The sequence below is a fragment of the Streptomyces cinnamoneus genome, from assembly GCF_014650495.1.
GTDB lineage: Bacteria > Actinomycetota > Actinomycetes > Streptomycetales > Streptomycetaceae > Streptomyces > Streptomyces cinnamoneus.
Window position 1 is genome coordinate 268,732 of the sequence record NZ_BMVB01000006.1, and the last position, 21,263, is coordinate 289,994.

Annotated in this window: 14 protein-coding genes; 9 read left to right on the forward strand and 5 right to left on the reverse strand. The window is 74.2% G+C overall.

Features of this window, described 5'->3' with window-relative positions; translation table 11 throughout:
• The first annotated feature begins 21 nt into the window (after positions 1–21).
• Genes IE182_RS11640 through IE182_RS11655 form a run of 4 tightly spaced genes read left to right on the forward strand, consistent with a single transcriptional unit; the run spans position 22 to position 7,943 of the window.
• Positions 22–1,284 (forward strand): ATP-grasp domain-containing protein, encoded by a 1,263-nt coding sequence (locus IE182_RS11640; RefSeq protein ID WP_190109653.1) that lies wholly within the window; start codon positions 22–24, stop codon positions 1,282–1,284.
• Complete coding sequence (locus IE182_RS11645) at positions 1,281–2,549, forward strand: alanine--tRNA ligase-related protein (protein ID WP_190109654.1); 1,269 nt, start codon at positions 1,281–1,283, stop codon at positions 2,547–2,549. Before IE182_RS11640 ends, IE182_RS11645 begins: the two co-directional genes overlap by 4 nt.
• On the forward strand, positions 2,546–4,435 hold the full coding sequence (locus tag IE182_RS11650; protein ID WP_190109655.1) for a condensation domain-containing protein: 1,890 nt from the start codon (positions 2,546–2,548) through the stop codon (positions 4,433–4,435). Before IE182_RS11645 ends, IE182_RS11650 begins: the two co-directional genes overlap by 4 nt.
• A 1-nt stretch (position 4,436) precedes the next feature.
• A complete protein-coding gene (locus tag IE182_RS11655; RefSeq protein ID WP_190109656.1) occupies positions 4,437–7,943 on the forward strand; it encodes an amino acid adenylation domain-containing protein in 3,507 nt (1,168 codons plus the stop codon).
• 64 nt (positions 7,944–8,007) lie between these two features.
• Here the strand turns inward: IE182_RS11655 and IE182_RS11660 are convergent, their stop codons facing one another.
• Positions 8,008–9,030 (reverse strand): S66 peptidase family protein, encoded by a 1,023-nt coding sequence (locus IE182_RS11660; protein WP_190109657.1) that lies wholly within the window; start codon positions 9,028–9,030, stop codon positions 8,008–8,010.
• Entirely contained in the window at positions 9,030–9,611 is a 582-nt protein-coding gene (locus tag IE182_RS11665; protein WP_190109658.1) for a hypothetical protein, read from the reverse strand. The genes IE182_RS11660 and IE182_RS11665 overlap by 1 nt, the downstream gene beginning before the upstream one ends.
• Before the next feature lie 228 nt (positions 9,612–9,839).
• Here IE182_RS11665 and IE182_RS11670 point away from each other — a divergent pair, with 228 nt between their 5' ends.
• Genes IE182_RS11670 through IE182_RS11685 form a run of 4 tightly spaced genes read left to right on the forward strand, consistent with a single transcriptional unit; the run spans position 9,840 to position 13,957 of the window.
• Positions 9,840–10,646 (forward strand): class I SAM-dependent methyltransferase, encoded by an 807-nt coding sequence (locus IE182_RS11670; protein WP_190109659.1) that lies wholly within the window; start codon positions 9,840–9,842, stop codon positions 10,644–10,646.
• Entirely contained in the window at positions 10,643–11,554 is a 912-nt protein-coding gene (locus IE182_RS11675; RefSeq protein WP_190109660.1) for an HTTM domain-containing protein, read from the forward strand. Before IE182_RS11670 ends, IE182_RS11675 begins: the two co-directional genes overlap by 4 nt.
• Positions 11,539–12,579 carry an amino acid--tRNA ligase-related protein gene (locus tag IE182_RS11680; RefSeq protein WP_190109661.1) on the forward strand — a complete coding sequence of 347 codons (1,041 nt, stop codon included), beginning with the start codon at positions 11,539–11,541 and terminating at the stop codon, positions 12,577–12,579. Before IE182_RS11675 ends, IE182_RS11680 begins: the two co-directional genes overlap by 16 nt.
• Before the next feature lies 1 nt (position 12,580).
• Positions 12,581–13,957, forward strand: coding sequence for a diaminopimelate decarboxylase family protein (locus IE182_RS11685; RefSeq protein ID WP_190109662.1), 1,377 nt, complete (start codon positions 12,581–12,583; stop codon positions 13,955–13,957).
• A 90-nt stretch (positions 13,958–14,047) separates the two neighbouring features.
• On the opposite strand, the gene IE182_RS11690 is transcribed toward IE182_RS11685, so the two are convergent.
• Together IE182_RS11690 and IE182_RS11695 are read right to left on the reverse strand one after the other, a co-directional pair.
• Positions 14,048–15,943, reverse strand: a complete 1,896-nt coding sequence (locus tag IE182_RS11690) for a hypothetical protein (RefSeq protein ID WP_190109663.1) — start codon at positions 15,941–15,943, stop codon at positions 14,048–14,050.
• A gap of 362 nt (positions 15,944–16,305) precedes the next feature.
• Positions 16,306–17,637, reverse strand: coding sequence for a helix-turn-helix domain-containing protein (locus IE182_RS11695; protein WP_190109664.1), 1,332 nt, complete (start codon positions 17,635–17,637; stop codon positions 16,306–16,308).
• A gap of 229 nt (positions 17,638–17,866) precedes the next feature.
• On the opposite strand from IE182_RS11695, the gene IE182_RS11700 reads away from it, so the two are divergent.
• The gene (locus IE182_RS11700; protein ID WP_190109665.1) at positions 17,867–18,085 is read left to right on the forward strand and encodes a hypothetical protein; all 219 of its coding nucleotides are present in this window, start codon (positions 17,867–17,869) and stop codon (positions 18,083–18,085) included.
• 68 nt (positions 18,086–18,153) lie between these two features.
• Here IE182_RS11700 and IE182_RS11705 read toward each other — a convergent pair whose 3' ends face one another.
• The gene (locus IE182_RS11705; protein WP_229844741.1) at positions 18,154–21,138 is read right to left on the reverse strand and encodes an AfsR/SARP family transcriptional regulator; all 2,985 of its coding nucleotides are present in this window, start codon (positions 21,136–21,138) and stop codon (positions 18,154–18,156) included.
• Positions 21,139–21,263 lie beyond the last annotated feature (125 nt).

Here is a 21,263-nt window from a genome sequence, read left to right on the forward strand (position 1 = left end):
CACATCTTCTGGGGATCTCCTGTGCACATAGTCTTCTGCAAGTGGGACCGGCCGATGCTGCGCATCCTGCTGGCCCGCGGTGCGGCGGTCCATCTCGTCCTGGACGACTACGACTGGGCCCTCGGGCCCGATCCGGAGCTGCTGGCCCGGGCGGCCTCGGTCCACCGCGTCGGGCACTTCGACTCGATCGACGAACTGAGCGCGGTGGCGGTCGATCTGCTGCTGTCCGGGGCGCCGGTCGAGAAGGTCGCCGGCTTCACCGAGTTCAGCCAGTTCGGGGCCGGTCACCTCGCCCATCTGCTCGGTCTCGACAGCCCCTCCCCCGGGTCGGCGGCCGCCACCCGGGACAAGCGGCTGATGAAGCTGCGGGCGGCCGAGGCCGGCTGGCGCCACGCCCGGTTCCGCAGCCTGCCCACCGCCGGCCCGGCGGAGACGGATCCGCAGGCGCTGGTCGCCGAGCTCGGTCTCCCCCTGGTGGTCAAGCCGGTGACGGGCATGGGCACGTTGTCGACCGCGAAGGCGGAGACCGCGGACGAGCTGCGGACGCTCCTCGACGGCCGCCGCGCGCTCGCCCCCGAACTCGGCTCCCGGCAGCTGCTGGTGGAGGAGTTCGTGGCCGGCCGCGAGTACCACGTCGACGCCGTGTGGCGGGACGGCGAGCCGTGGTTCCTGCGGATCAGCCGCTACCTCGAACCCCGGCTGTCGCTGGCCGGGGCGGGCCGGCGCAACGGCGCGGTGATCGTGCCCAGGGAGGACGACCCGCAGCTGTACGCCTGGGTCGAGGAACGGCACCGGGCGCTCAACAAGGTGCTCGGGCTCGGCTCCGGCGTGACCCACCTGGAGATGTTCCGCGACCCGGAGGGCGGCGAGCCGGTGTTCTCGGAGATCGCCTCGCGGCCGGCCGGGGCCTTCGCCCCGGAGGCGCTCAGCGCCCATCTCGGCGTGGACTTCCGCGAGGTCTGGGCCGAGGAGCTGACCGGCGGCAGCGGTCGGTCGCTCGCCTTCGGCCCGCCCCCGCACCGCTACATCGGCTGGCTCAATCTCGCGCCTCCCACGGCGGGAGTGCTGACCGAGCTGCCCGACGAGGAGGCCCTGCGGGCCGACCCGGCGATCCTGGACTGGGAGTTCGTCCACCGGACCGGCGACCGCGTCGACCCGGACCACCCGTCCGCCTGGTGCGTGCTGCTGGTGGTCGGCGCGGCGACGGCAGCCGGCTTCGAGTCCGCCGTCGAGCGCATCGAGCGCCAGTACCGCTGCGCGGCGGTACGGGAGGAAGAGCGATGACGGACGCCATGACGGACCTCGCACACGGTCGCCGCGAACGGCTGGACCGGCTGGGCCGGGACTTCCTGGACCACTTCACGCAGGCCGCCGGGTTCACCCTCCTGGACCCCGAGCCGGCGATCCCGCACCACGACCGCACGATCCTGTTCACCAACTCCGCGGTGGTGCCGTTCAAGCCGTTCCTGCTGGGCGAGTCGGCCCTGCCGGCCCCCGGGGTGGCGGTGCGTCAGCCCTGCGTCCGGGTCCACAACCTCGACGAGGTGTTCGAAGAGGGCTTCGCCACCGAATTCGTGCTGCAGTTCGAGATGCTGGGGGTGCTGGCGCCCGCTGCCCGGGCCCGCGCGCTGGCCGCAGCGGTGGCCGGGTACCTCACCACCACGCTCGGGCTCGACGGGCCGTCGGTCGCCTTCAAGGCCGCCCACGACGACACCGACCTCTGTGCGGCCTGGGAGGCCGGCTGGACCGGGCCGGCCCTCCTCGACACCGAGGAGCGCGACTACTACCGGTGGGGCTTCGGCCACCCCCGGCTCAGCGGCCGGGGAGCCACCGTCGCCGTCCGCCAGGCCGACGGGCACTTCCGCGACCTCGGCAACCTGATCGCGTTCGAGCGGGACGGCGAGGTCGCCGGGTACGGCTTCGGCATCGGCCTGGAGACCCTCGCGGCCTGCCTCGACAACAGCCCATGGGTGCTGGACTGCACGCCCGCCGGCGCGGTCGTCGGGGCCCGCAACGCCGAGGAGGCCAAGCTCGCCGACCTGCTCGGGCTGCTCGTCAGGCTCTACGCGGCCGGCGTGCGGACCTCCTCACGGGCGCAGGGACACGTGCTGCGCCGGGCGGTGTCCGCCACCGCCCGGCTCGCCGCCGGACTGGGGCTCGACCAGGCCCGGCTGCTGCACCGGCTGGCCGTGGTGGCGGCGGCCGACGCCCCCGGACGGGACGTCCTCGGCCCGGCCGGGCCGGACCTGGAGCGGTACCGTCCGCGCGAGGACAGCCGGCACGTCCACGACCTGTCCTTCTGGTGCGCCGACGGCACCGACCCGGACGCCCTCTCCGCCGCCGCGGCACAGGTCGCGCTTCCCGGCGTGCACCGGATCAGCGCCTCGGTGAAGGACGTCTGGCACGGCGGGCGCACGTCGGTCACCCTCTCCGTCGCCCTGGACCTGCCGCCCTCGGCCGACAAGCCCGAGGCCAAGCAGGCGCTGCGCGCACTGGCCGCCCGGCTGGGCGAGCGCTGCGGAACCGAGCTGCGGGGGGAGATCCGATGAGCTCCCCCCAGCAGCCGGCGGCGGCCGCCGCCGGCACCGAACAGCGCGACTTCTGGTTCTTCCAGCGCATGACCGGCGATCCGGCCGGCTACCACATCGCCGGAACGGCCCCCCTGACCGGAGCCCTGGACCCGGAGCGACTGCGCCGGGCGCTGACCGAGGTGACGGCGAGCCACGCCCAGCTGCGCTGCTCGTTCCATCACGACGGCGGCGAACCGCGCGTCCTGGTGCACCCCGCCGCGGCGGCGCGGCCGGAATTCGAGGTCCACGAGGCGGCCGGGGCCGTCGACCCGGAGGCGTTCCTCCTGGAACGTGCCCGCCGCCCGTTCGACCTCGGGAGCCCGTGCCAGCTGCGCGCGGTACTGCTGAGACACGCACCGGACCGCCACGACCTGCTGCTCGCCTCGCACCATCTGGTGCTCGACGGTGCCGCGCTGGCGCAGCTGCTGCACGAGAGCCTCAGCCGCTACGCAGGCGCACCGCCCGTCGCCGTCGCCCCGTACGCCGAGTACGTCGGCCGCCAGCTGCAACGCCGCCTGCGGGACGGCGGGAAGGCCGCCGCCCACTGGCGGCGGGCGTTCGACGGCCGGACCCGGCCGCTGGAGCTGCTCGCGCAACCTGCCGCGGGCGCCGGCTCCGCCGGCCGGCCCGGCGCCGTCGGATCCTTCACCGTCGGACCGGAACTGCGGGCCTCGCTCGCCGACCGCTGCCGGCGCGAGCGGGTGTCCCTCTTCACCGGATTCCTCGCCGCCCTCGCCCTGGTGGTCCACGAGCGGGGCGGTGCGGCCCACCAAGTGGTGGGGATGCCGCTGGACCAGCGCGACACGGCCGATGCGGAACTCGGCAACTACACCACGGTGCTGCCCGTCCACCTGCCCGACGCGGCCGCGGCGGGAACCGGGCTGCTGCAGGCCACCCAGGCCGTCCTGCTCGACACCGTCGGGCACTGCGCCACCTCGCTGCTCGATCTGCTGCCGCTCGTCGCCGACGCGCAACCCACCCGGGACGACGGCGCGCCGACCGTGCCGTGGCGGGTCATGGTCACCGCCGTCCGCTCCCGTCCTCCCGAGCAGTACGGGGAGCTGCGGGCCGGGGTGCTGCGCCCGATCAGCACCGGCGCCAAGAACGGGCTCGGCATCACCTTCGTCGACGACGGCACGCAGGTGACGCTGCACCTCAGCCATCCCGGCAACACCACGCTCACAGGGCGCTTCGGCGAGGAGCTCCTGGCCGCGCTCGGCCGGGTCGCCGAGGGCGTTCCCGCCCTCGCGGCGCAGGCCCCGGTGACGGACGCGGGCCGGTCCCCCGCCGCGCCGTCGCCGGTGGCCGAGGTGGTCCAAGCCGTCATCGAGCAGGTGCTCGGCGCACCGCTCGGCCCGGACGACGACTTCTTCCGGGCGGGCGGCAACTCGATCGGCGTGAGCACGGTACTGGCCCAGATCCGGCGGCGCTTCGGCGTCCGGGTACTGGTCCGCGAGTTCTTCCAGGCGCCCACACCCGCGGCGCTCACCCGACGCGTACAGGAACTGCACGACCCGAGAGACGAGGAGCCCCCCGTGGCCGACACCGACATCCACCGGACGCCACCGGAGCCGGCCGCGACCGGCTCCGCAGCACCCCCCGGCCTGCCCGGCCCGGCCGGACCGGCCCAGGTGGCCGAGGTCGTCGACACCGTCATCGAGCAGGTGCTCGGCGCACCGCTCGGACCGGAAGAGGACTTCTTCCACGCGGGCGGCAACTCGATCGGCGTGAACGCCGTACTGGCCGAGATCCGGCGGCGCTTCGGCGTCCAGGTGCTGGTCCGCGAGTTCTTCCGCGCCCCCACACCCGCGGCGCTCACCCGGCGCGTACAGGAACTGCAGCATTCGGAAAGCAAGGAGTCCTGAGGTGTCCGACACCGAATTCACCAAGACCCAGCCGACGGCGACGGCGATCGTGGCGGAGGCCCTGGGAGTGCCGCCAAAGGCCCTGGACGGAGCGGCGTTCGCCCGGCTCGGCGGCAGCTCGCTGCAGGCGGCACGGGCGGCCCACCGGATCCGCCGCGGCGCGCGGCGGGCCGCGGACGCGGTGGGGCTGCTGACCACCTCCGATCTGGGCGGGTACCTCGCCGGCCTCGCCCCGGTCGCCGCCGATGCCCCCGCGGCGCCGGTGGCGCCGCCGGCGCCGGGCGCGCTCGTCCCGCTCTCCTGGCAGCAGCAGCTGATCTGGTACCAGTCGCTCCTGGACCCGGAGTTCACCGGATACCACTTCAGCGCCCTCTTCCACTTCACCCGGGCACCGGAGCCGGCGGCGCTGGACGACGTCTTCCGCGCCGTGCTGGACCGGTTCCCGTTGTTCCGGACCAGGATCGTCACCGTCGACGGCCTGCCGCACCAGGTGGCGGGGGACGCCGGAGCGGCCGACGCCCCGCGCGTCGCCGTGGTGGACCTGGACGTGCAGGGGCCCGCACCGCGCGAGCTCGCCCGGGCGGCCGGCGCCGATCGGCCCTTCGACCTGGCCACCGGACCGCTGGTGCGCTGGACCCTGGTCCGGCTGCCCGGCGGGCGGGCCACGCTCGTCCACACCGAGCACCATCTGGTCCACGACGGCGTCTCGTTCAGCCGGCTGGTCGACAGCCTGGCCGAGGACCTGCCCGGCCGGCAGGAGGTGGACCACGGGTACTTCCGGTACGCGGCGAGCCCCCGGCCCGACACCGCCGCCGAGGTGTCCGCGCTGGCCTCCGCCTGCGCGGACGTCGCCCCGCTCGTCCTCGCGTCCCCGGCCGGCCCCTCGGACGGAGCGGAGGAGGGCGAGGACCACTTCCTGCGGCTGCCGGTGCCCGGGCAGCTGCTGGCGGCCGCCCGCCGGACCGCGCAGGAGGCCGGACTGTCCCTGTTCACCGTGCTCTTCGGCGCCTTCGCCGGAGCCGTCGGCGAGGCGGGCGGCGTGCCCTCCGGGCGGGAGTACCTGATCGGCACGGCCGTCGCCAACCGGCCCCCCGAGCACCAGGAGACGGTCGGGATGTTCGTCTCCACCGTGCCCGTGCGCTGCCGCCGGGACGAGGACGCCCCGCCCGCGGAGCGGCTGCGGGCGGCGGCCGAGGCGCTGCGGGAGGCCGGGACCCGGTCCGACCTGCCGGTGTCCGACCTGGTGCGGGCGCTGCGCGCCGTGCCGGGGGCCACCGTGCGGGAACCACTGGCCGTCGCCTTCAGCCTGCACGAGCAGCCGAGGCAGGAACTGGTCCTGGCGGGCGAACGCGCCCGGGTCGAGCTCGGCGTCTTCCACGGCGCGGCCAAGTTCCCCGTGAACGTGGTGGTGCTCGCCAACGAAGCCGCCGGGACGGTCGAGCTGCTGATCGAGGGCCGCCGCACCGAGGTGCCGGAGGACCTGCTCTGGCGGCTGTGGAGCGGATTCGTCGATCACCTGAGGGCACTGCTGAGCAGCCCCGTCGCCGCACCGGAGCCCCGCGCCGTGCCCGCCCGGGACGTGGTGGACGCCGTGCGCGCCGCCGCGCTCGACCGGCCCGGCGCCCCGGCGATCAGCGACGAGCAGGGCGAGCTGACCTACGCCGCCCTGGCCGCGACCGGTGACCGGGTGGCCGGCGGCCTCGCCCCGCACTGCGGGGCCGGGTCGACGGTCGCGTTGCTCGGCGAGGCGTCGGTGCGGTTCTTCGCAGCGGTCTACGGAGTGCTGCGCGCCGGCAGCGGCTACGTACCGCTCGACCAGTACCAGCCCGTGGACCGGCTCGCCCTGATGCTGCAGAACTCCGGCTGCGACCTGCTGATCGACCTGACGGGACCGGATCACGGCACGGTGGCGGACGAGCTGGCCGAACGGCTGCCGGAGCTGCGCACCGTCCGCTGGGAGTCGCTCCTCGCGGACGGCGCGCCGGACAGGGGGCTGGACGGGGGCGATGCCGTGCCGCCGCCGGGACCCGAGGTCGCCTACACCCTGTTCACCTCCGGCACCACGGGCGCCCCGAAGGGCGTCCAGGTCAGCCGGGGCTCGCTGGCCCTGCTGGCGGACTGGGCCCGTACCGAACTGGCCCTGGAGCCCGGCAGCGTGGTCGCCCAGATCGCCAGCATCGGCTTCGACGCGTCGGTCTGGGAGGTGTGGCCCACGCTGACCGCCGGCGGGCAGCTGCGGATCGCACCGTACGAAGCCCGCGTGGACCCGCAGTTGCTCGCCGACTGGCTGGAGCGCCGACGGGTGGAGGTCGCCTTCGCCCCCACCCCGGTCGCCGAGATGCTGATGGAGCTCCCCCTGCCGGAGAGCCTGCGGGTGCTCACAGCCGGCGGCGACCGGCTGCACCCCGTCCCGTCCGGGCTCGGCTGCCAGGTGCTGAACGTCTACGGCCCCACCGAGTGCACGGTGGTGGCCAGCGCGGCCTGGATCAAGGCCGGGGCGACGGAGACGCCGTCGATCGGTGCGGTGCTTCCCTTCAACACCCACCGCCTGGTGGACTGCTCCGGCCGGCCGGTGGCCGACGGCCGGGAGGGCGAGCTGTGGATCGGCGGCGGCGGGCTGGCGCTCGGTTACCTCGGCCTGCCGGCCGAGACGGCGACCCGGTTCGTCCCCGATCCCCACTCCGCGACCGGCGAGCCGGTCTACCGGACGGGCGACATCGTGCGCCGCAGGCCGGACGGCGGCCTGGACTTCCTCGGCCGCCGCGACCGGCAGGTCAAGATCTCCGGCGTACGGATCGAGCCCGCCGAGGTGGAGGCCACCGTGCTGCGCGTGCCGGGCGTCCAGCAGGCCGTGGTCACGGCGGACCGGGTGGGCGGCGTCCAGCGGCTCCGGCTCTTCGTCGTGCCCGCCGCCGGCGCCGACCGGAGCGCGCTGCGGCGGGAGATCCGGCGGCAGCTGCCGGCCTACCTGCACGGCAGCGTGGTCGAGTTCACGGCCTCGCTGCCGCTGAACCGGAACGGAAAGGTGGATCTCCGGATGCTGACCGCACGACCCGTCGTGGAGCCGGAACAGCCCGCGCTGGCGCTGGCGCACACCGTCCTGCCGGACGGCGACCTCGACGCGCCCTGGTTCGAGCTCAGCGCCTCCTCGCTCGACGCGGCCCGGCTGGTTAGCCGGCTCGGTCAGGAACTGGGCCTGCCCGCCGTGCTGAAGGAGTTGCTGACGGCCGACTCCGTCGAGACGTACCTGCTCGGTCTGACCGCCGCTCCCCCGGCCGACGCCCCCGCCGCCTGCGCGCCCCCGTCCCCCGCTCCCGCGGTGGCCGCACCGGCCCCGGTGGTGGCCGCACCCGCGCCCGCCGCGGAGCTCCGTCCGCCGGCGGGCCGCCCGGAGGCACCGGCCGCCACCGCGGCGTGCACGGTGCTCTGGCCGTCCCTGGCCGCGCTGGCCGACCGGGACAAGCTGACGCTGGCGCACCGGCTGCTGGACGACCTGCTCACGTCCTGACGCCCGCGGACGAACGAAGGTCCCGCCTGCTCCCGGAGCAGGCGGGACCTTCGCCGTGGTGCGGTCAGGCCACGGCCGGGCCGAGCAGGGTCACCTCGGTCCCGCCGAGCCGCGCCGCGACGCCGTTGGGCAGGGTGAGGATGGGATTGGTGTGGCCGAACTCCAGGTCGGCCAGGACCGGCACGCCCAGCCGGGCCAGGCAGTCCAGCGCGGCCTCGTGGAAGGCGTGCCGGTCGTCCTCGCTCCAGCCCAGCGGGCGGCCGAAGACCACTCCGGCGACCTCGTCCAGCAGCCCGGAGTTGCTCAGGTGCCAGAGGTCGGCGTCGGCGGTGGCCGGTGAGTAGGGCGGCTCGGACGGCTCCAGGAAGAGCAGGCGCCCGCGGGTGTCCGGCTGCCACGGCGTACCGATCAGGTGCCGCAGCGAGGGCAGGCAGGCGGCCAGCACCGGTCCCTCGGCCGTACCGGGGACGAGCACGGTGCGCGGGGGCGCGGCCGAGCGGTCCCGGGGCCGCTGCTCCCGCTCGCGGCGGGCGAAGTCGAGGTCGACCACCTGGTACGGGAGCACCGGGCACGGTCCGGCCGGCGCGGGTGTGCCCGCCACGCGCAGGAAGTGCTCCACGGTCTCCGGGTAGGGGGCCGGCAGCTCGCCGAACTGCGGGATGAGCGCCGGCCCGTAGAAGGTGACCAGCCCGGTGCGGGCGTGTACGGCCGACAGCAGCACGGTCGCGTCCGAGTATCCGCACAGCACCTTGGGGTTGGCCGCGATGAGGTCCAGGTCGAGACCGGGCAGCAGCTGCGCGGAGTGGTCGCCGCCGATGGTGTAGAGCACGCCGCGGACCGCCGGGTCGGCGAAGGCGGCGTGCAGGTCGTCCAGGCGCTGCTCGACGGTGCCGGCGGTCCAGCGCCGGCGGCCGAGGGCGTGCGGCATGGTCGTGGTCCGGAAGCCGAGTGCGCGCAGCGCGGCCAGGCCGCGCCCGACCTCGGCGGGGAGCGAGGCCGCGGCCGGGCAGGCGGGGGACACGACTGCGATGGTGTCCCCCGGCCGGAGCGCCGGGGGCAGCAGGAGGGTGTCGGCGGGCCGGGGCATCAGATGTCCCCGCGGACGCCGCCGGACACGGCGCGGGATCCGGCGGCCGGCCGCCAGCGGGGCCCGTCCGGCCCGGTGACCCGGCCGGGGTCGTGGCGGTGCAGCAGGGCGGCGCCGAGCACGCTGGCCCGGTCGCGCGGATCGCAGCGGACCGCGTCGACCTCCACCAGGTACACCTCCAGGGCGGCGAACGGCCTTCCGTCCGGCAGGGTCGCCGAGGCCCGTACCTCGTCGAAGTCCGGCCAGCGGGCGGTGTTCAGCCGGTGCAGCGTCCGTTCGCAGAACGCTTCCTTGAGCTTCTCGTCCTGGTTGCCGATCAGGACGGACTCCAGGATGGAGACCACCCGGAAGAACTCGACCGGGAGCAGCCCCCACGGGTCCTGCGGGCCCGTGGTCCGCCCGCGGTCGTCGTAGAGGACGATCCGCAGTTGCTCCCAGGTCTCCGGGACACGGTAGTTGAACATGTTGTAGGCACAGAAGGGCCAGCGGTTGCGGTCCCGCACGGTGTGCCACAGCTGTGCGCCCAGGTAGGCGGTGGCAGTGCCGAGGATGACTGCGGGTAGATGCCTGGTACGGAACATGGGGTTCCTTTCCGGATAGCTTGTCAAACACATGAGTCAAGCCAACGCGTGCAGCTCTGCCCACCATAATCGCTGCACAGACGGCCATTTGGCGAGGTCTCCGACGATCACATCGACCAAGTTGACCATCAAGTGTTGACACTTGAGTCATAGACTGTTGTCATCTTTACCGGAACGGGATCACTCCTCGTCATCCCGCAGCCCCAAGACACCCTCGGAGGGACCATCGTGACCGTGACCGTGGACGAGATCGTCCAGAAGCCCTACGTGCAGCTGCTGGCCATGCTGGGCGAGTCCAACCTCCCGCCCGGCGGCCTGGCGACCGTCCACGACCTGGCTCTGCACCTGCACCTGCGCCCCGGCGTGAAGGCCCTCCACGCGGGCTGCAACGCCGGCTTCCTCAGCCGTGAGCTCGCCCGCCGCACCGGCGCCTCCCTCCTGGGCATCGACATCTCGCCGGACATGGCGGAAGCCGCCAACCTCCGGGCCAAGCAGGAGGGCCTGGACCACCTGGTCCGCTACGAGCAGCAGGACACCCGCGAGCTGCCCTACGCCGACGGCGAGTTCGACGTCGTCCTGTCGGGCGGTGCGATGGCCTTCGTCCGTGACCACCGGCGGGCCGTCGACGAGCAGATCCGCGTCACCAAGACCTTCGGTCTCCTCGGCGACGTGCAGTTCTACTACCGCAAGCAGCCTCCCCAGGAGCTGCTCGACCGGGTCTCCGAGGTCATCGAGGTGCCCGTCCCGCAGTACAGCCGCGAGTACTGGCTCGACCTGTACGACACCCCGCAGCTGCAGCCCTACTGGCGCACCGACGCCGACGCCGCGTGGCGCACGGACGAGGAGGTCGAGGCGTACAGCCGCGCCATGGTGGAGCGTTGCGCGCAGGGCTGGTCGGAGGCGGCCCGGGAAGCGCTGTTCGAGCGGTTCCAGCACATCTTCGGTTCGTTCAACGAGAACATGAAGTACCTCGGCTACACCACCTACGTGTACCGCAAGGTCGACGCGGGGAGCGAGCCCGCCCTGTTCCTGTGACGGCCGCACCGGGCCCACCCGCCCCGGCATCCGCGCTGCACGAGCAGCTCCTGGGCCGGCTGCAGGAGATGGCCCTCGCCCAGCCCGACGCGCCGGAACGCCTGGCCATGTGCCGGTTCACCACCGGCATGGCGGTGCTCAGGACCGTCTGGCACCTGCCCCCCGGCTCGTTCTTCGCAGAGTACGCGCCGCTGCTCGACCAGGCCGAGCAGCAGGACGCACCGCGCCGCGTGCTGGCGCCCGCGGCCTACGAACTGCTGCGTGCGGTGACGACGCTCAGCGTCGGCGCGTGGACCCTGGGCGTCGACAGCCCGGCGGTCCGCGCGCTCGCCAACCTCTCGTTCTGGGCGCTGCAGCAGTACGTGGTCGAGTTCCACGAGGACCTGTGGAGCTACAACAGCCACCTCAACCTGTTCCTCGCCGCGCTCTCCCTCACGCCGCCCGGCCGCGACCGCCGGGTGGACTCCGCGCTGCTGCTCGCCCTGCAGGCGTACTACGCGATGGTGTACCTGCAGTCCGGGGTGTCCAAGTTCGTCGGGGCCGGCCGCCGGTGGGCGGACGGCCGCACCCTGCGCGCCGCCTGGGGAGAGCTCGGCACACCGCTGGGCAAGTGGCTGGCCCGCCGTGACCTGCGGCTCAGCGGGGCGCTCAGCGCCCTCACCCTTCTCTTCGAACTGGGCTTCGCGCCGGCGCTGGTGGCCGCCTGGCCGCAACGCGCCCTGCTCGGCGGCGCCTCTGCGGCCTTCCACCTCGCGGTCAAGGCGACGATGGGCATCTCGTTCTGGCACCTGTCCTGGTTCGCCGCGCCGCTCTTCTCCGCACCACCCGCCCTCGGCCGCCGCCTGGCGTCCGCCCTCTACCAGCCCCCACCTTTCGTCCGGCAAGGAGAACCGTGTCCCAAGAACTGATCGCAGGGCAGCTCCAGCTGCGCCCGCCGCAGAGCTGGCAGGAGCCCGACACGCACTACCTGACGGTCCTCAAGGACCCGTGGTACCGCCACCTCGTCGAGCTCACCGACCTCTTCCACACCGCCACCGTGGACTTCTGGCGCGCCCGCGGCGGCCGCGCCGCGTACCTCCCGATCACCACCGGCTCCATCTCCAGCCCCATGGGCCGGGGCAGCGACTCCACCCCCGTCAAGGTCCGGCTGGAGGGGGTGGACACCTACCTGGCGGACTCCATGCAGTTCCTGCTGGAGCTGAGCAGCCGGCTCACCGACGGGCCGAGCTACTACGTGATGCCGTCCTTCCGCGGCGAGCCCGCCGACCAGACCCATCTCTGCCAGTTCTTCCACAGCGAGGCGGAGCTGCCGGGCGGCCTGGACGAGGTCGTCGAGACCGTGCAGGCGTACCTGCGCCACCTCGCCGGGGTGTTCCTGGTGCAGGCCGGCGATCTGGTGGCCCGGTTCGCGGGCGGCACCGATCACCTGTACGCGCTGCTGCGCGACGACGCCTTCCGCCGGATCCGCTTCGACGACGCCGTCGAGCTGCTGGGCAACGACCCCGCCTACGTCCACGAGCAGTTTCCCGGCTGCCGTTCGCTCACGCGCGCCGGTGAGCGCCGGCTGATGGACGAGCTGGGCCAGTTCACCTGGGTGACGCACATGGACCACCTCTCGGTCCCCTTCTACCAGGCGTTCGACCCGGACGACCGGGACAAGGCGGTCTGCGCCGACCTGCTGTTCGGTGTGGGAGAGACGGTCGGCTGCGGCGAACGGCACGCCACCGCCGAGCAGTTGCGCGAGGCCCTGGCACTGCACGAGGTCGACGAGTCGGACTACGCCTGGTACCTGCGCATGCGCGAGGAGACCCCGCTGCGCACCGCCGGGTTCGGGATGGGCGTCGAGCGGTTCATGCTGTGGCTGACCGGCCACGACGAGATACGCGACCTGCCGCTGTTGCTGCGCTTCAACGGCCGCCAGATCAATCCCTGACATGACCGAGACGACTCCGGCACCCACCACGGTGGGCGCCCGCGACGAGCGGGCCGACCGGCTGCGCGAGCGGCTGGTGGGCCTCGCCCGTGGGGAAATCACCGGCATCGCCGGGATGGACCTGGGCCTGGACTACCGGGACGGCAGCCTCCGGCTGCGCGGTCACCGCGCCGACGATCTGCTGGACCGCTACGGCTCCCCGCTGCTGGTCTTCGACGCGGAGCGCGTGCGCTCCAACGCCCGGGCGCTGCGCGAGGCGTTCGGGCGGCACTTCTCCGACGTACGGCTCTGCTACGCCATGAAGGCGTGCTACGTGGGGCCGGTGCTGCGCACCCTGCTGGAGGAGGGTGTCGGCCTGGAGACGATGAGCGACCTCGAACTGCAGCTGGCACAGGCCCACGGCGCACGCGGCCCGGACCTGTGCAGCAACGGGATCGGCCGCAGCGACGCGTACAACCGGCGGACCGCCGCGGCCTCGCCGTTCCTGACCGTGGTCGACGCCGAATCGGACGTGGCCGCCCTGGAGCGGGCCGTGTCCGGGCCGGACCGGCTGCCGGTGGCCGTGCGGGTCACCCCGCCCTCCCGGGACTCCGGCCTGTTCGACCGCTCCGGTTCGAAGCTCGGCGCCGACCACTCCGGCGGCAGCTTCGACCGGGTCCTGCAGCGTTGCCTGGCCTCCGACCGGCTGCAGGTGGCGGGCCTGCACGCCCACCAGCTGACCCACTGCGCGGACCTGGAGCAGTTCCGCTCGGCAGTGCGGGCGCTGGCGGCGGTCGCGGTCGACGCCGAGCACCGCTACGGCATCCGGTTCACGTACGTGGACATCGGCGGAGGGCTGGAGAGCAGGTTCCTGTTCGAGCGTGCAGGGGCCCGGATCGAGGACTTCGCGGCCGCAGCGGCAAAGGAGCTGGCGGTCCTGGGGCACGAGGTCACGCTGGTGCTGGAGCCCGGGCGCTGGCTGGTCGCCGACGCCGCGACGGTGCTCTGCACCGTCTCCGGGGTCAAGCACAACAGCGGCCGGGAGTGGGTCATCGCCGACGCCGGGGCGTCCCTGCTGATCCCCCTGCCCGAGCTGGTCTACCACCCCCTGCCGGTCCGCCTGGACGGGCGCCCGTGGCGCCCGACGGCGGTGGGGGACCAGACCTGCGACGCCCAGAACGTGCTCTGCCAGGACGCCGAACTGCCGCCGCTGGAGACCGGCGACCGGCTGGCGCTGCTCAACTGCGGTGCCTATACGACGGTCTTCTCCTCGGCCTGGGGACACCGCCTGCCCACCACGCTGCTGGTGGACGGCGACCGTCCGCCGGAGGTGGTCTTCGGCCCGGAGCAGCAGTCCGCCTTCTGGCAGGCGCTGCACGGGGTGGACCTGACCTTCTGAACCACCTTTGCGCACATCTGAACCACCTTTGCGCACAGTCGAGTCCGGCCGGTCCCCCCGCGGGGGGACCGGCCGGACTCGTCTGTGCGCTCAGTCCGTCAGCAGCACGGTCAGCGTGGTGGCCTCGTACACGCCGTCGATCAGCTGCAGGAACACGGCCTCGTGCTCGTCCGGCACCACCTCGGGCGAGGCGAGGTCCACCGTCCAGTCGAACGCGCGGTGCCGGTGCGGCGGCAGTGCCTCGGCGCGGCTCCAGCCCTCCGGCAGCTCCGCGAAGCTGCCCGCCACGAACGCGAAGCCCACGGCGCCGTGCGCCTCCTGCCCGGCGGGGTTGACCACCCGCCGGTGCAGCGGGGCCGGGGTCCCCCGCCCTGCCCGGACCTCGTACGCGCCGTGCTGTCCGGGGTCCGCGATCTCCCCGGTGGACCACTGCAGGCTCCCGCAGCGCCGGCACTGCACGCACTGCACCCGCAGCTCGGGTTCCACCCGGTGCTGGAGGCGCATCAGCACCGCGCGGTCCTTGCGGCAGCCGGGGCAGGTGAGCGGTTCGGCGGACACCTGGCGCAGGGCCGCGAGGGTGCCGTCGGTGTACTGCCACCAACTCCGGTGCACCTGGTCGACCAGCTCCTTCATCAGATCGGCCTGCAGCCCGGTGAGTTCGGCGGCGAGTGCCGCGCTCTCCCCGGCCGTGACGCCGCGCAGCTGTTCGCGGGTCGCACTGCGGACCCGGGCGCGCAGCTCCGTCATCCGTGCCCGGTCGGGTTCGATGCCCAGCCAGTGCAGCCTGTCCAGCCGGGGCAGGACGGTGCCGTTCCAGTACGCCAGCCGGTCCAGCAGGGCCGGATCCGCCGGGGCCAGCCCCGTGACGGCGACGTCGGCGAGCCGGGCCGGTGCGCGGCGTGCGGCGGGGGGCCGTGCCGGCGGGGTGGCGAAGGTGAGGGCCGGATCGCCGAACAGGCCGAACCGGGCCAGTTCGCCGGTCGTGCGCTGGGCGTGGACGTTCAGCCGCTCGACCACCTCGCCGAGCGGCAGGCCCTCGGCGACCCCGGCCTCGAAGTCGTCCTTGGACACGCCTTGCGCGGCGTGCACCCCGACCGGGCCCACCACGGCGACGGAGATGCCGGAGAGGAAGCCGAGCCCCAGATTGACCTCGGTCGGGAAGGCGTTGTTGCCCAGGGCCACCGCGGAGCAGCTCTGGACGAACACCAGGCTGGCGTTGACGTCCGCCGCGGACAGCCGGGCCTCGTCGTCCAGGTCGGTGCGGAAGCATCCGCCGCCTCGGAGGCAGGAGGGGACGCGGTCGCCGTCCTCGACGAGGGGCAGCAGCCCGTCCCGGTGGTCGGAGCGGCCGCAGATGATCCCGTCCGGCAGGTGTGCGCAGCACTCGCGGCCGTGCGAGCGCACCACCAGGCTCTTGAAGGCGTCCCGGGTCAGCGGCGTGAGCTCGTCGAAGCCCACTGCATCGGCGGTCGCGGCGTCCGACTCCGAGGGGTGGGTGACCTTGAAGCGCCCGGTGGTGCCCAGCGCCCCGAGGGTCAGCGTGCGGTAGACCAGGCTCGTCAGCGCGGAGGCGTCACGGGCGGTCAGCACGCCGGCCCGGGGCGCGAGGCCGCCCGGCCAGTCGCCGAGGGCGGACAGGTCCCCGGCGAGGCCCACCACGGCCACCAGTGTGTCCCGGTGGGCGGCCAGCGCACCGGGCAGCTCCCACACCTCCAGGTACTGGTGGGGGCGTCCGGTGGCGGCGGCCAGGAGGTGCCCGGCCGCGAGGGCGGCCCGGCTGCCGGCGGAGAGCACCACGCCGGGGCGGGGCTCGGGCGTGACGGCCGGCAGGTCGGTCACGCCCCGGCTGGCCAGGAGCTCCTGATAGCGGGTCACACTGGGGCCGGCCAGGAGAGGAAACGGCCGGCCGGGGGTCCACGAGCCCACTTGGCCGTGGAATTCTTCGAGGTCGGTGTGGACGATGGCGCCGGTCTGGGTCAGGGGCATGGAGTACCTCTAGATCGGTCCGGCTCGTCGGCTGCGGGGCGCGGCTGCGGGCGGCGGTGGCCGGCACCGGCCGGAGGAGGTGTCCGCCTCTCGGGGCGGGCGGCAGCCTCGGAGCTTCGGATAACGAGATGTGCTCATCGACAGGCCACGCGGACGGCTGGAGAGAGAGCCGATGGCGGCGTTCCCCGATATCGGGGGAATCGCCGCGTGTCCGATATTCACTGCGGCTTCTGCCGCGTCATGGCCGCATTATTATCCGGCGTCTTCTCAGTGCCCGTCAATTGCCTACCGGCGGATACCCCGGACGTTCCTCCGTGCCGGGCCCGGCCCGCGGGTCGCGTGCCGGGCCCGCACCACCGGCCTCAGGCGCGCGGGGGCTCCGGGAGGCGGTGGCCGTGGCAGTGCAGTGCCTGCCGGAAGGCCAGCGCGGCCGGGCCGTGCTCACCGGCCCGGTGCAGCGCCGTGGCCAGCTCGCCCCAGGCGCCGGCGGCGCGCCGCCCGGTGGTCGCTCCCGCCAGCGCCTCGGCGGCCTGCTTCCGTGCGTCCCCGGCGGCCCGGGCCGCCTCGGTGCCGCCACGGCCGGCCCGGGCCTCGGCGAGCAGCAGCAGGGCCCGGGCCCGCTCCGGCCCGGCCTCGGGCGGCAGCTCGGCGAGGGCGCGTTCGGCCAGCTCACAGGCGGCGGCGTCATCGCCGAGCAGGAGTTCTGCGCGGGCGGCCGCGGTCGCGTGGGCGGCGCGGTCCCCGGGCCGGCCGTGCTCGGCGAGCGGAGCCGCCGCCTCGGCCAGTACGGTCCGGGCGCCGGCCGCGTCGGGGACGTCCAGGCCGAGCAGCACCTCGGCGTGGAGGACGCGCAGCCGCCCGGCCACCCGTTCGTTCTCCCCGGCCGGGCCGGCTTCCAGTGCCCGCTGGATCAGCGGCAGGGCATCGGCGGAGTTGCCGCTCTCGTGCGCGGCGAGGCCGGCGCTCCAGTACGCGGCGCTGAGCGCCTTCGGCGTGCCGACCGCCTCGGCGCGCCGGATCGCGGTGCCGGTGAGCTGCTGGGCGCGCTGGACGTCCCCGCGTTCGCAGTAGAGGGCGGCAAGGGAGGCCAGGAGCTCCACCCCGACCTGGGTGGGGACCAGCTTGAGCTGCTGCATCTCGGTCAGGACGCCCTCGGCGAGGGTGATCGCGTAGTCGAGGTCGCCCAGTTCGTGGTAGCAGCGGCAGAGCGCGACCACGACGGCGAGCCGGGAGACCCGGCCCTGGGACTGTGCGGCCGAGGTCCGCAGGTGCTCGTACCGGTCGACGGCGTCGGCGAGCCTGCCGGCGCGCTCCAGGGACTGGGCGATGCCGAGTTCGGCGGCGAGCCTGATGTCCTGCAGGTCCGCGCCGGAGGCCCGGTCCTGTACGGCCTCGTAGCGGTGCAGGGCGGCCTCGGGCGAGCCGTCGCGGTCCAGGGACGCCTCGGCGAAGCGGAGTTCGACCTCCAGCTCGCCGCGGTCGGCGCGGTCCAGGCAGTTGAGGAGGTACTCGGGGTCGCAGCCCAGCCGGTGGGCGAGCTGGACCAGCACGTCGTGCGACGGGGTCCGCTTGCCGGACTCCAGCAGGGAAATGTAGCTCGGGGAGAAGTCCTGTCCGGCCAGATCGACCTGGGACAGACCTGCGGCGCGCCGGAGCTGCCGGATTCTCGAACCAAGCCTCTGCAGGTGCTCCACGCTTGAACTCCCCATATTGACTACGGAATCTAACTGAATTTACCACCGCCTGTCAAAGGTCCTCCGGGGCGCACGTGTGGGGTCCGTTGATCCCGTCGTTGATCTTGTCGTTGATCAGACGTAGATCGCGGGGTGCCAGGCTGCGGGCAGTGAACGACGGACTTCCGGCGGCTGCCAGTGCAGGCCGCCGGCCGGCCGTGAAGGCCGGTCCAGCAGAGGAGAACTCGCCATGGAGCATGTGACGAAGCCGGCCGCCGCCGGGACGCACCGGGCACGGATGGCGGCCGGGCTCGCAGCCGCGCTGCTCGCCCTGCTCCCGGCGGCGGTGGTGACGGCCACGACTGCCGGCTGGGACGGTGCCCCCGCACAGATCAGTGCGGACGGCAGCCACAAGGACCCCAAGGAGTGGAACAACACCCTCGACGTTCCGCCGCCCAAGATGCAGTGACCCCGCACGAGCAGCCGAGGACCGGCCCCCGGAGCCCTTGCCGTGGCGGTCCGGTGAGGCGGGGTCCTTCAGGCCAGGTGCGACAGCAGGCGCTCGGTGTCGGCCGCCTCGGGCAGCCTGAGCCGGGTGTACACGGCCGTCGCCTCCCGCAGCCGCACCCGGGCCGCGTCGGCCTCACCGAGATCCGCCAGGGCCCGGCCGAGCACCACCAGCGCGTGTCCCCGGTCGCGTTCGGCTCCGATCTCCTCGCACTGGCCGAGGGCCGCCTCCGCGTGCCGGACCGCCTCCCCGGCGCGCCCGGTCGCGCGCAGGGTGTCCGCCATGCGGTACCGGGCCTGGGCCTCCCGGTTGCGGATGCCCGCGGCCCGGCACAGCTCCAGGCACGCGTCGTACCGGGCCAGGGCCTCCTCGTGGCGGCCGAGTCCGTGGAGGGCCAGAGCGAGGACGTACAGCCCGTAGGCCAGGTTGCGGTCGTCGCCGATCTCCCGCAGGGCCGGCAGCAGCTCCTCGCAGGCGGGCACCGCCTCGTCGGCCCGGCCGCTGCACACCCGGGCCAGTGCGGCGTTCAGCGTGGTCACCAGCTCCCCCGACCGGTGGCCGAGCTTACGGGCGAGCTCGATCGCCTCGTCGTAGGAGCGGATCGCGTCGTGGTGGCGGTGCCGGAGCTGGGAGACCAGGCCCAGGTCGTTGAGCGACTGGCGCAGGATCGTCAGGTCGCCCACCTCCCGGGACGCCTCCACCGCCAGCGTCGCCTGGGCTTCGGCGTCCGTCAGGCGGGTGCTCTGGATCGCCACGGTGCCGCACAGGAAGTGGCCGCGTCCGACCGAGCGGCGGTCGCCCAGGACGGCGGCGGCCTTGGCGACGGCCAGCGCCACCGGCGTCAGCTGCTCGTAGCGCACCTGCTGACCGAACGGGCTGAGCGCGACCAGGAGATCGGCCGCCTTGCGCAGCCGCTCGGCGCTCGCCGGCCCGGCCTCCCGGGCCGCCAGCAGGGCCGCCGCCAGGGCGCCGTCGACCTCGGCCGCGACCCACTCGCGGGCCGCCGCGAAGCCGTCCAGCGGTACGCCGGCCGACCGCGTCGGACCGAACGCGTCGTTCATCGGATCGCCCGGGACGGCGGTCTCGAACGCCCGGACGGCGGTGGCGAGCAGGTGGTCGATCAGCCGTTCCAGCGCCGCGGAGCCCTCGCCGGGATCCGCGGCGGCGGCCCGGTGCCGGGCGAAGTCGCGCAGCAGGTCGTGGTAGCGGTAGCGGCCCGGAACGGTCGCCTCCAGCATGGCGGCGTCGACCAGGGACTCCAGCAGGTCCTCGGCGCTGTGGGTGTCCGTCTCCAGCACGGCGGCCGCGGCCGGCAGCCCGATGTCGGGGCCGCCGACGACGGCGATCAGGCGGAAGGCGCGGGCCTGTTCTTCCGTGAGCTGCCGGTAGCCGAGCTCGAAGGCGGCGTCCACGGCCAGGTCGCCGACCCGCAGTTCGGCGATCCGGCGGCGTTCGTCGGCCAGCCGGTCGGCCATCGTCCGGACGGACCAGGACGGCCGGGCGGCCAGCCGGGTCGCGACGATCCGGACGGCGAGCGGCAGCCGGCCGCTGCTCGTCACCAGCTCCAGCGCGGCGAGCGGCTCGGCGGCGACGCGCTCCGGCCCGGCGATGCGGGCCAGCAGGTCGAGCGCCTCCTGCTGGTCGAAGGCGGCCAGGTCCACCTGGACCGCGGTGGGCAGTCCGAAGAGCCGGGACCGCCCGGTGATCAGCACGGCACAGCCGCCGGAGCCGGGCAGCAGCGGTCTGACCTGGGCGGTGTTGGGGGCGTTGTCCAGCAGGACGAGCGCGCGGCGTCCGTCCAGCAGCGAGCGGTACAGCCGGGAGCGGTCCTCCAGGCTCTCCGGGACGTTCTCCGGCGGGACGCCCAGCGCGGTGAGGAAGCTGGCCAGCACCATGGCCGGCTCGGCCGGGTCGCCCTCGCTGCCGCGCAGGTCCGCATACAGCTGCCCGTCGGTGTAGGCCGCCTTGACCCGGTGCGCGACCCGCAGCGCCAGGGCGGTCTTGCCGACGCCGCCCATCCCCGACACCGCGACCACGGGCATGTCGGCCGGTCCCGCCGCGTCGATCGCCCGGCAGATCGTCGCCACTCCCTCGGCCCGGCCGGTGAAGTCCGAGGTGTCCGCGGGCAGCTGGGCGGGGGTCGGTCCGGGTGCGGCGGGGCGGGCGGGGAGGGCCGGCCGGGCCGGCGCCGGTTCGGCGGCGGGGGGCCGGTCTGCGGGCGGCGTGAGCGGGGGCCGGGCGGGGGCGGGCAGGTCGAGCTCCGGGTCGTTGCGCAGGATCTGCTGGTGCAGGGTGTGCAGTTCCGGCGCCGGAGCGACGCCCAGCCCCTCGCCGAGGATCCGGCGCAGCCGGTCGAAGAGTGCGAGCGCGTCGGCCTGCCGCCCGGCCCTGTACAGGGCGCGCATCAGCTGTCCGTACGGTCGCTCGCGCAGCGGGTGCTCGGCGGTGAAGGCGCTGAGGTCGGGGATCGCGAGGCTGTGGCGGCCGAGCAGCAGGTCCACCTCGAACCGCTCTTCCATCAGGGCGAGCCGCAGTTCGGAGAGCCGGCCGCGCTGCTGTTCGGCGAACGGGCCCGGGACGTTGGCCAGCGGCTCGCCCTGCCAGAGTTCCAGGGCGCGGGACAGCTGGTCGCCGGCTTCCTCGTCCCGGCCGGCGCGGCGGGCCTGGAGGGCGGAGGCGGCGAGCTGGTCGGCGAACGTCGCGTCCAGGTTCTCGACCGGGAGGACGAGCCGGTAGCCGTCGCCGACCGACACGAGGGTGCTCGGCGCCGAGCGGTCCTCCTCCAGCGTCTTGCGCCACCGCCAGGCGTAGGTGCGGACGGTGGCCAGCGCCGTGTCGGGGCACTCCTCTCCCCAGACCGCCCCGATGAGTTCGTGCACCGACACCGCCTGCCCGGGGCGCAGCAGCAGCGCGGCCATCATGGCCTGCTGCTGCGGTGACCCCACCGGAAGGCGATGGTCCCCCCGGTATGCCCGTATCTGTCCGAGAACCATGAAGCGGATGTCGGTCGTCATTCCGGCAATTCCCTCCCGCTGTCGCTCCGCCGGGCGCAGCCTGTTGCTTCTGTTCGGTGTGACTTCGCGTGTTCCCAGGCGGGGCGTCGGGCCTGCCGGTCGGGTTCTCGTTGAACGACCGCCGC

Excerpts from the sequence above, each read along its gene's own strand:
- IE182_RS11645 (WP_190109654.1), top strand. The coding sequence starts at position 1,281 with ATGACGGACGCCATGACGGACCTCGCACACGGTCGCCGCGAACGGCTG.
- IE182_RS11650 (WP_190109655.1), top strand. The coding sequence starts at position 2,546 with ATGAGCTCCCCCCAGCAGCCGGCGGCGGCCGCCGCCGGCACCGAACAG.
- IE182_RS11660 (WP_190109657.1), bottom strand. The coding sequence starts at position 9,030 with ATGCCCCGGCCCGCCGACACCCTCCTGCTGCCCCCGGCGCTCCGGCCG.
- IE182_RS11665 (WP_190109658.1), bottom strand. The coding sequence starts at position 9,611 with ATGTTCCGTACCAGGCATCTACCCGCAGTCATCCTCGGCACTGCCACC.
- IE182_RS11685 (WP_190109662.1), top strand. The coding sequence starts at position 12,581 with ATGACCGAGACGACTCCGGCACCCACCACGGTGGGCGCCCGCGACGAG.
- IE182_RS11690 (WP_190109663.1), bottom strand. The coding sequence starts at position 15,943 with ATGCCCCTGACCCAGACCGGCGCCATCGTCCACACCGACCTCGAAGAA.
- IE182_RS11700 (WP_190109665.1), top strand. The coding sequence starts at position 17,867 with ATGGAGCATGTGACGAAGCCGGCCGCCGCCGGGACGCACCGGGCACGG.
- IE182_RS11705 (WP_229844741.1), bottom strand. The coding sequence starts at position 21,138 with ATGACGACCGACATCCGCTTCATGGTTCTCGGACAGATACGGGCATAC.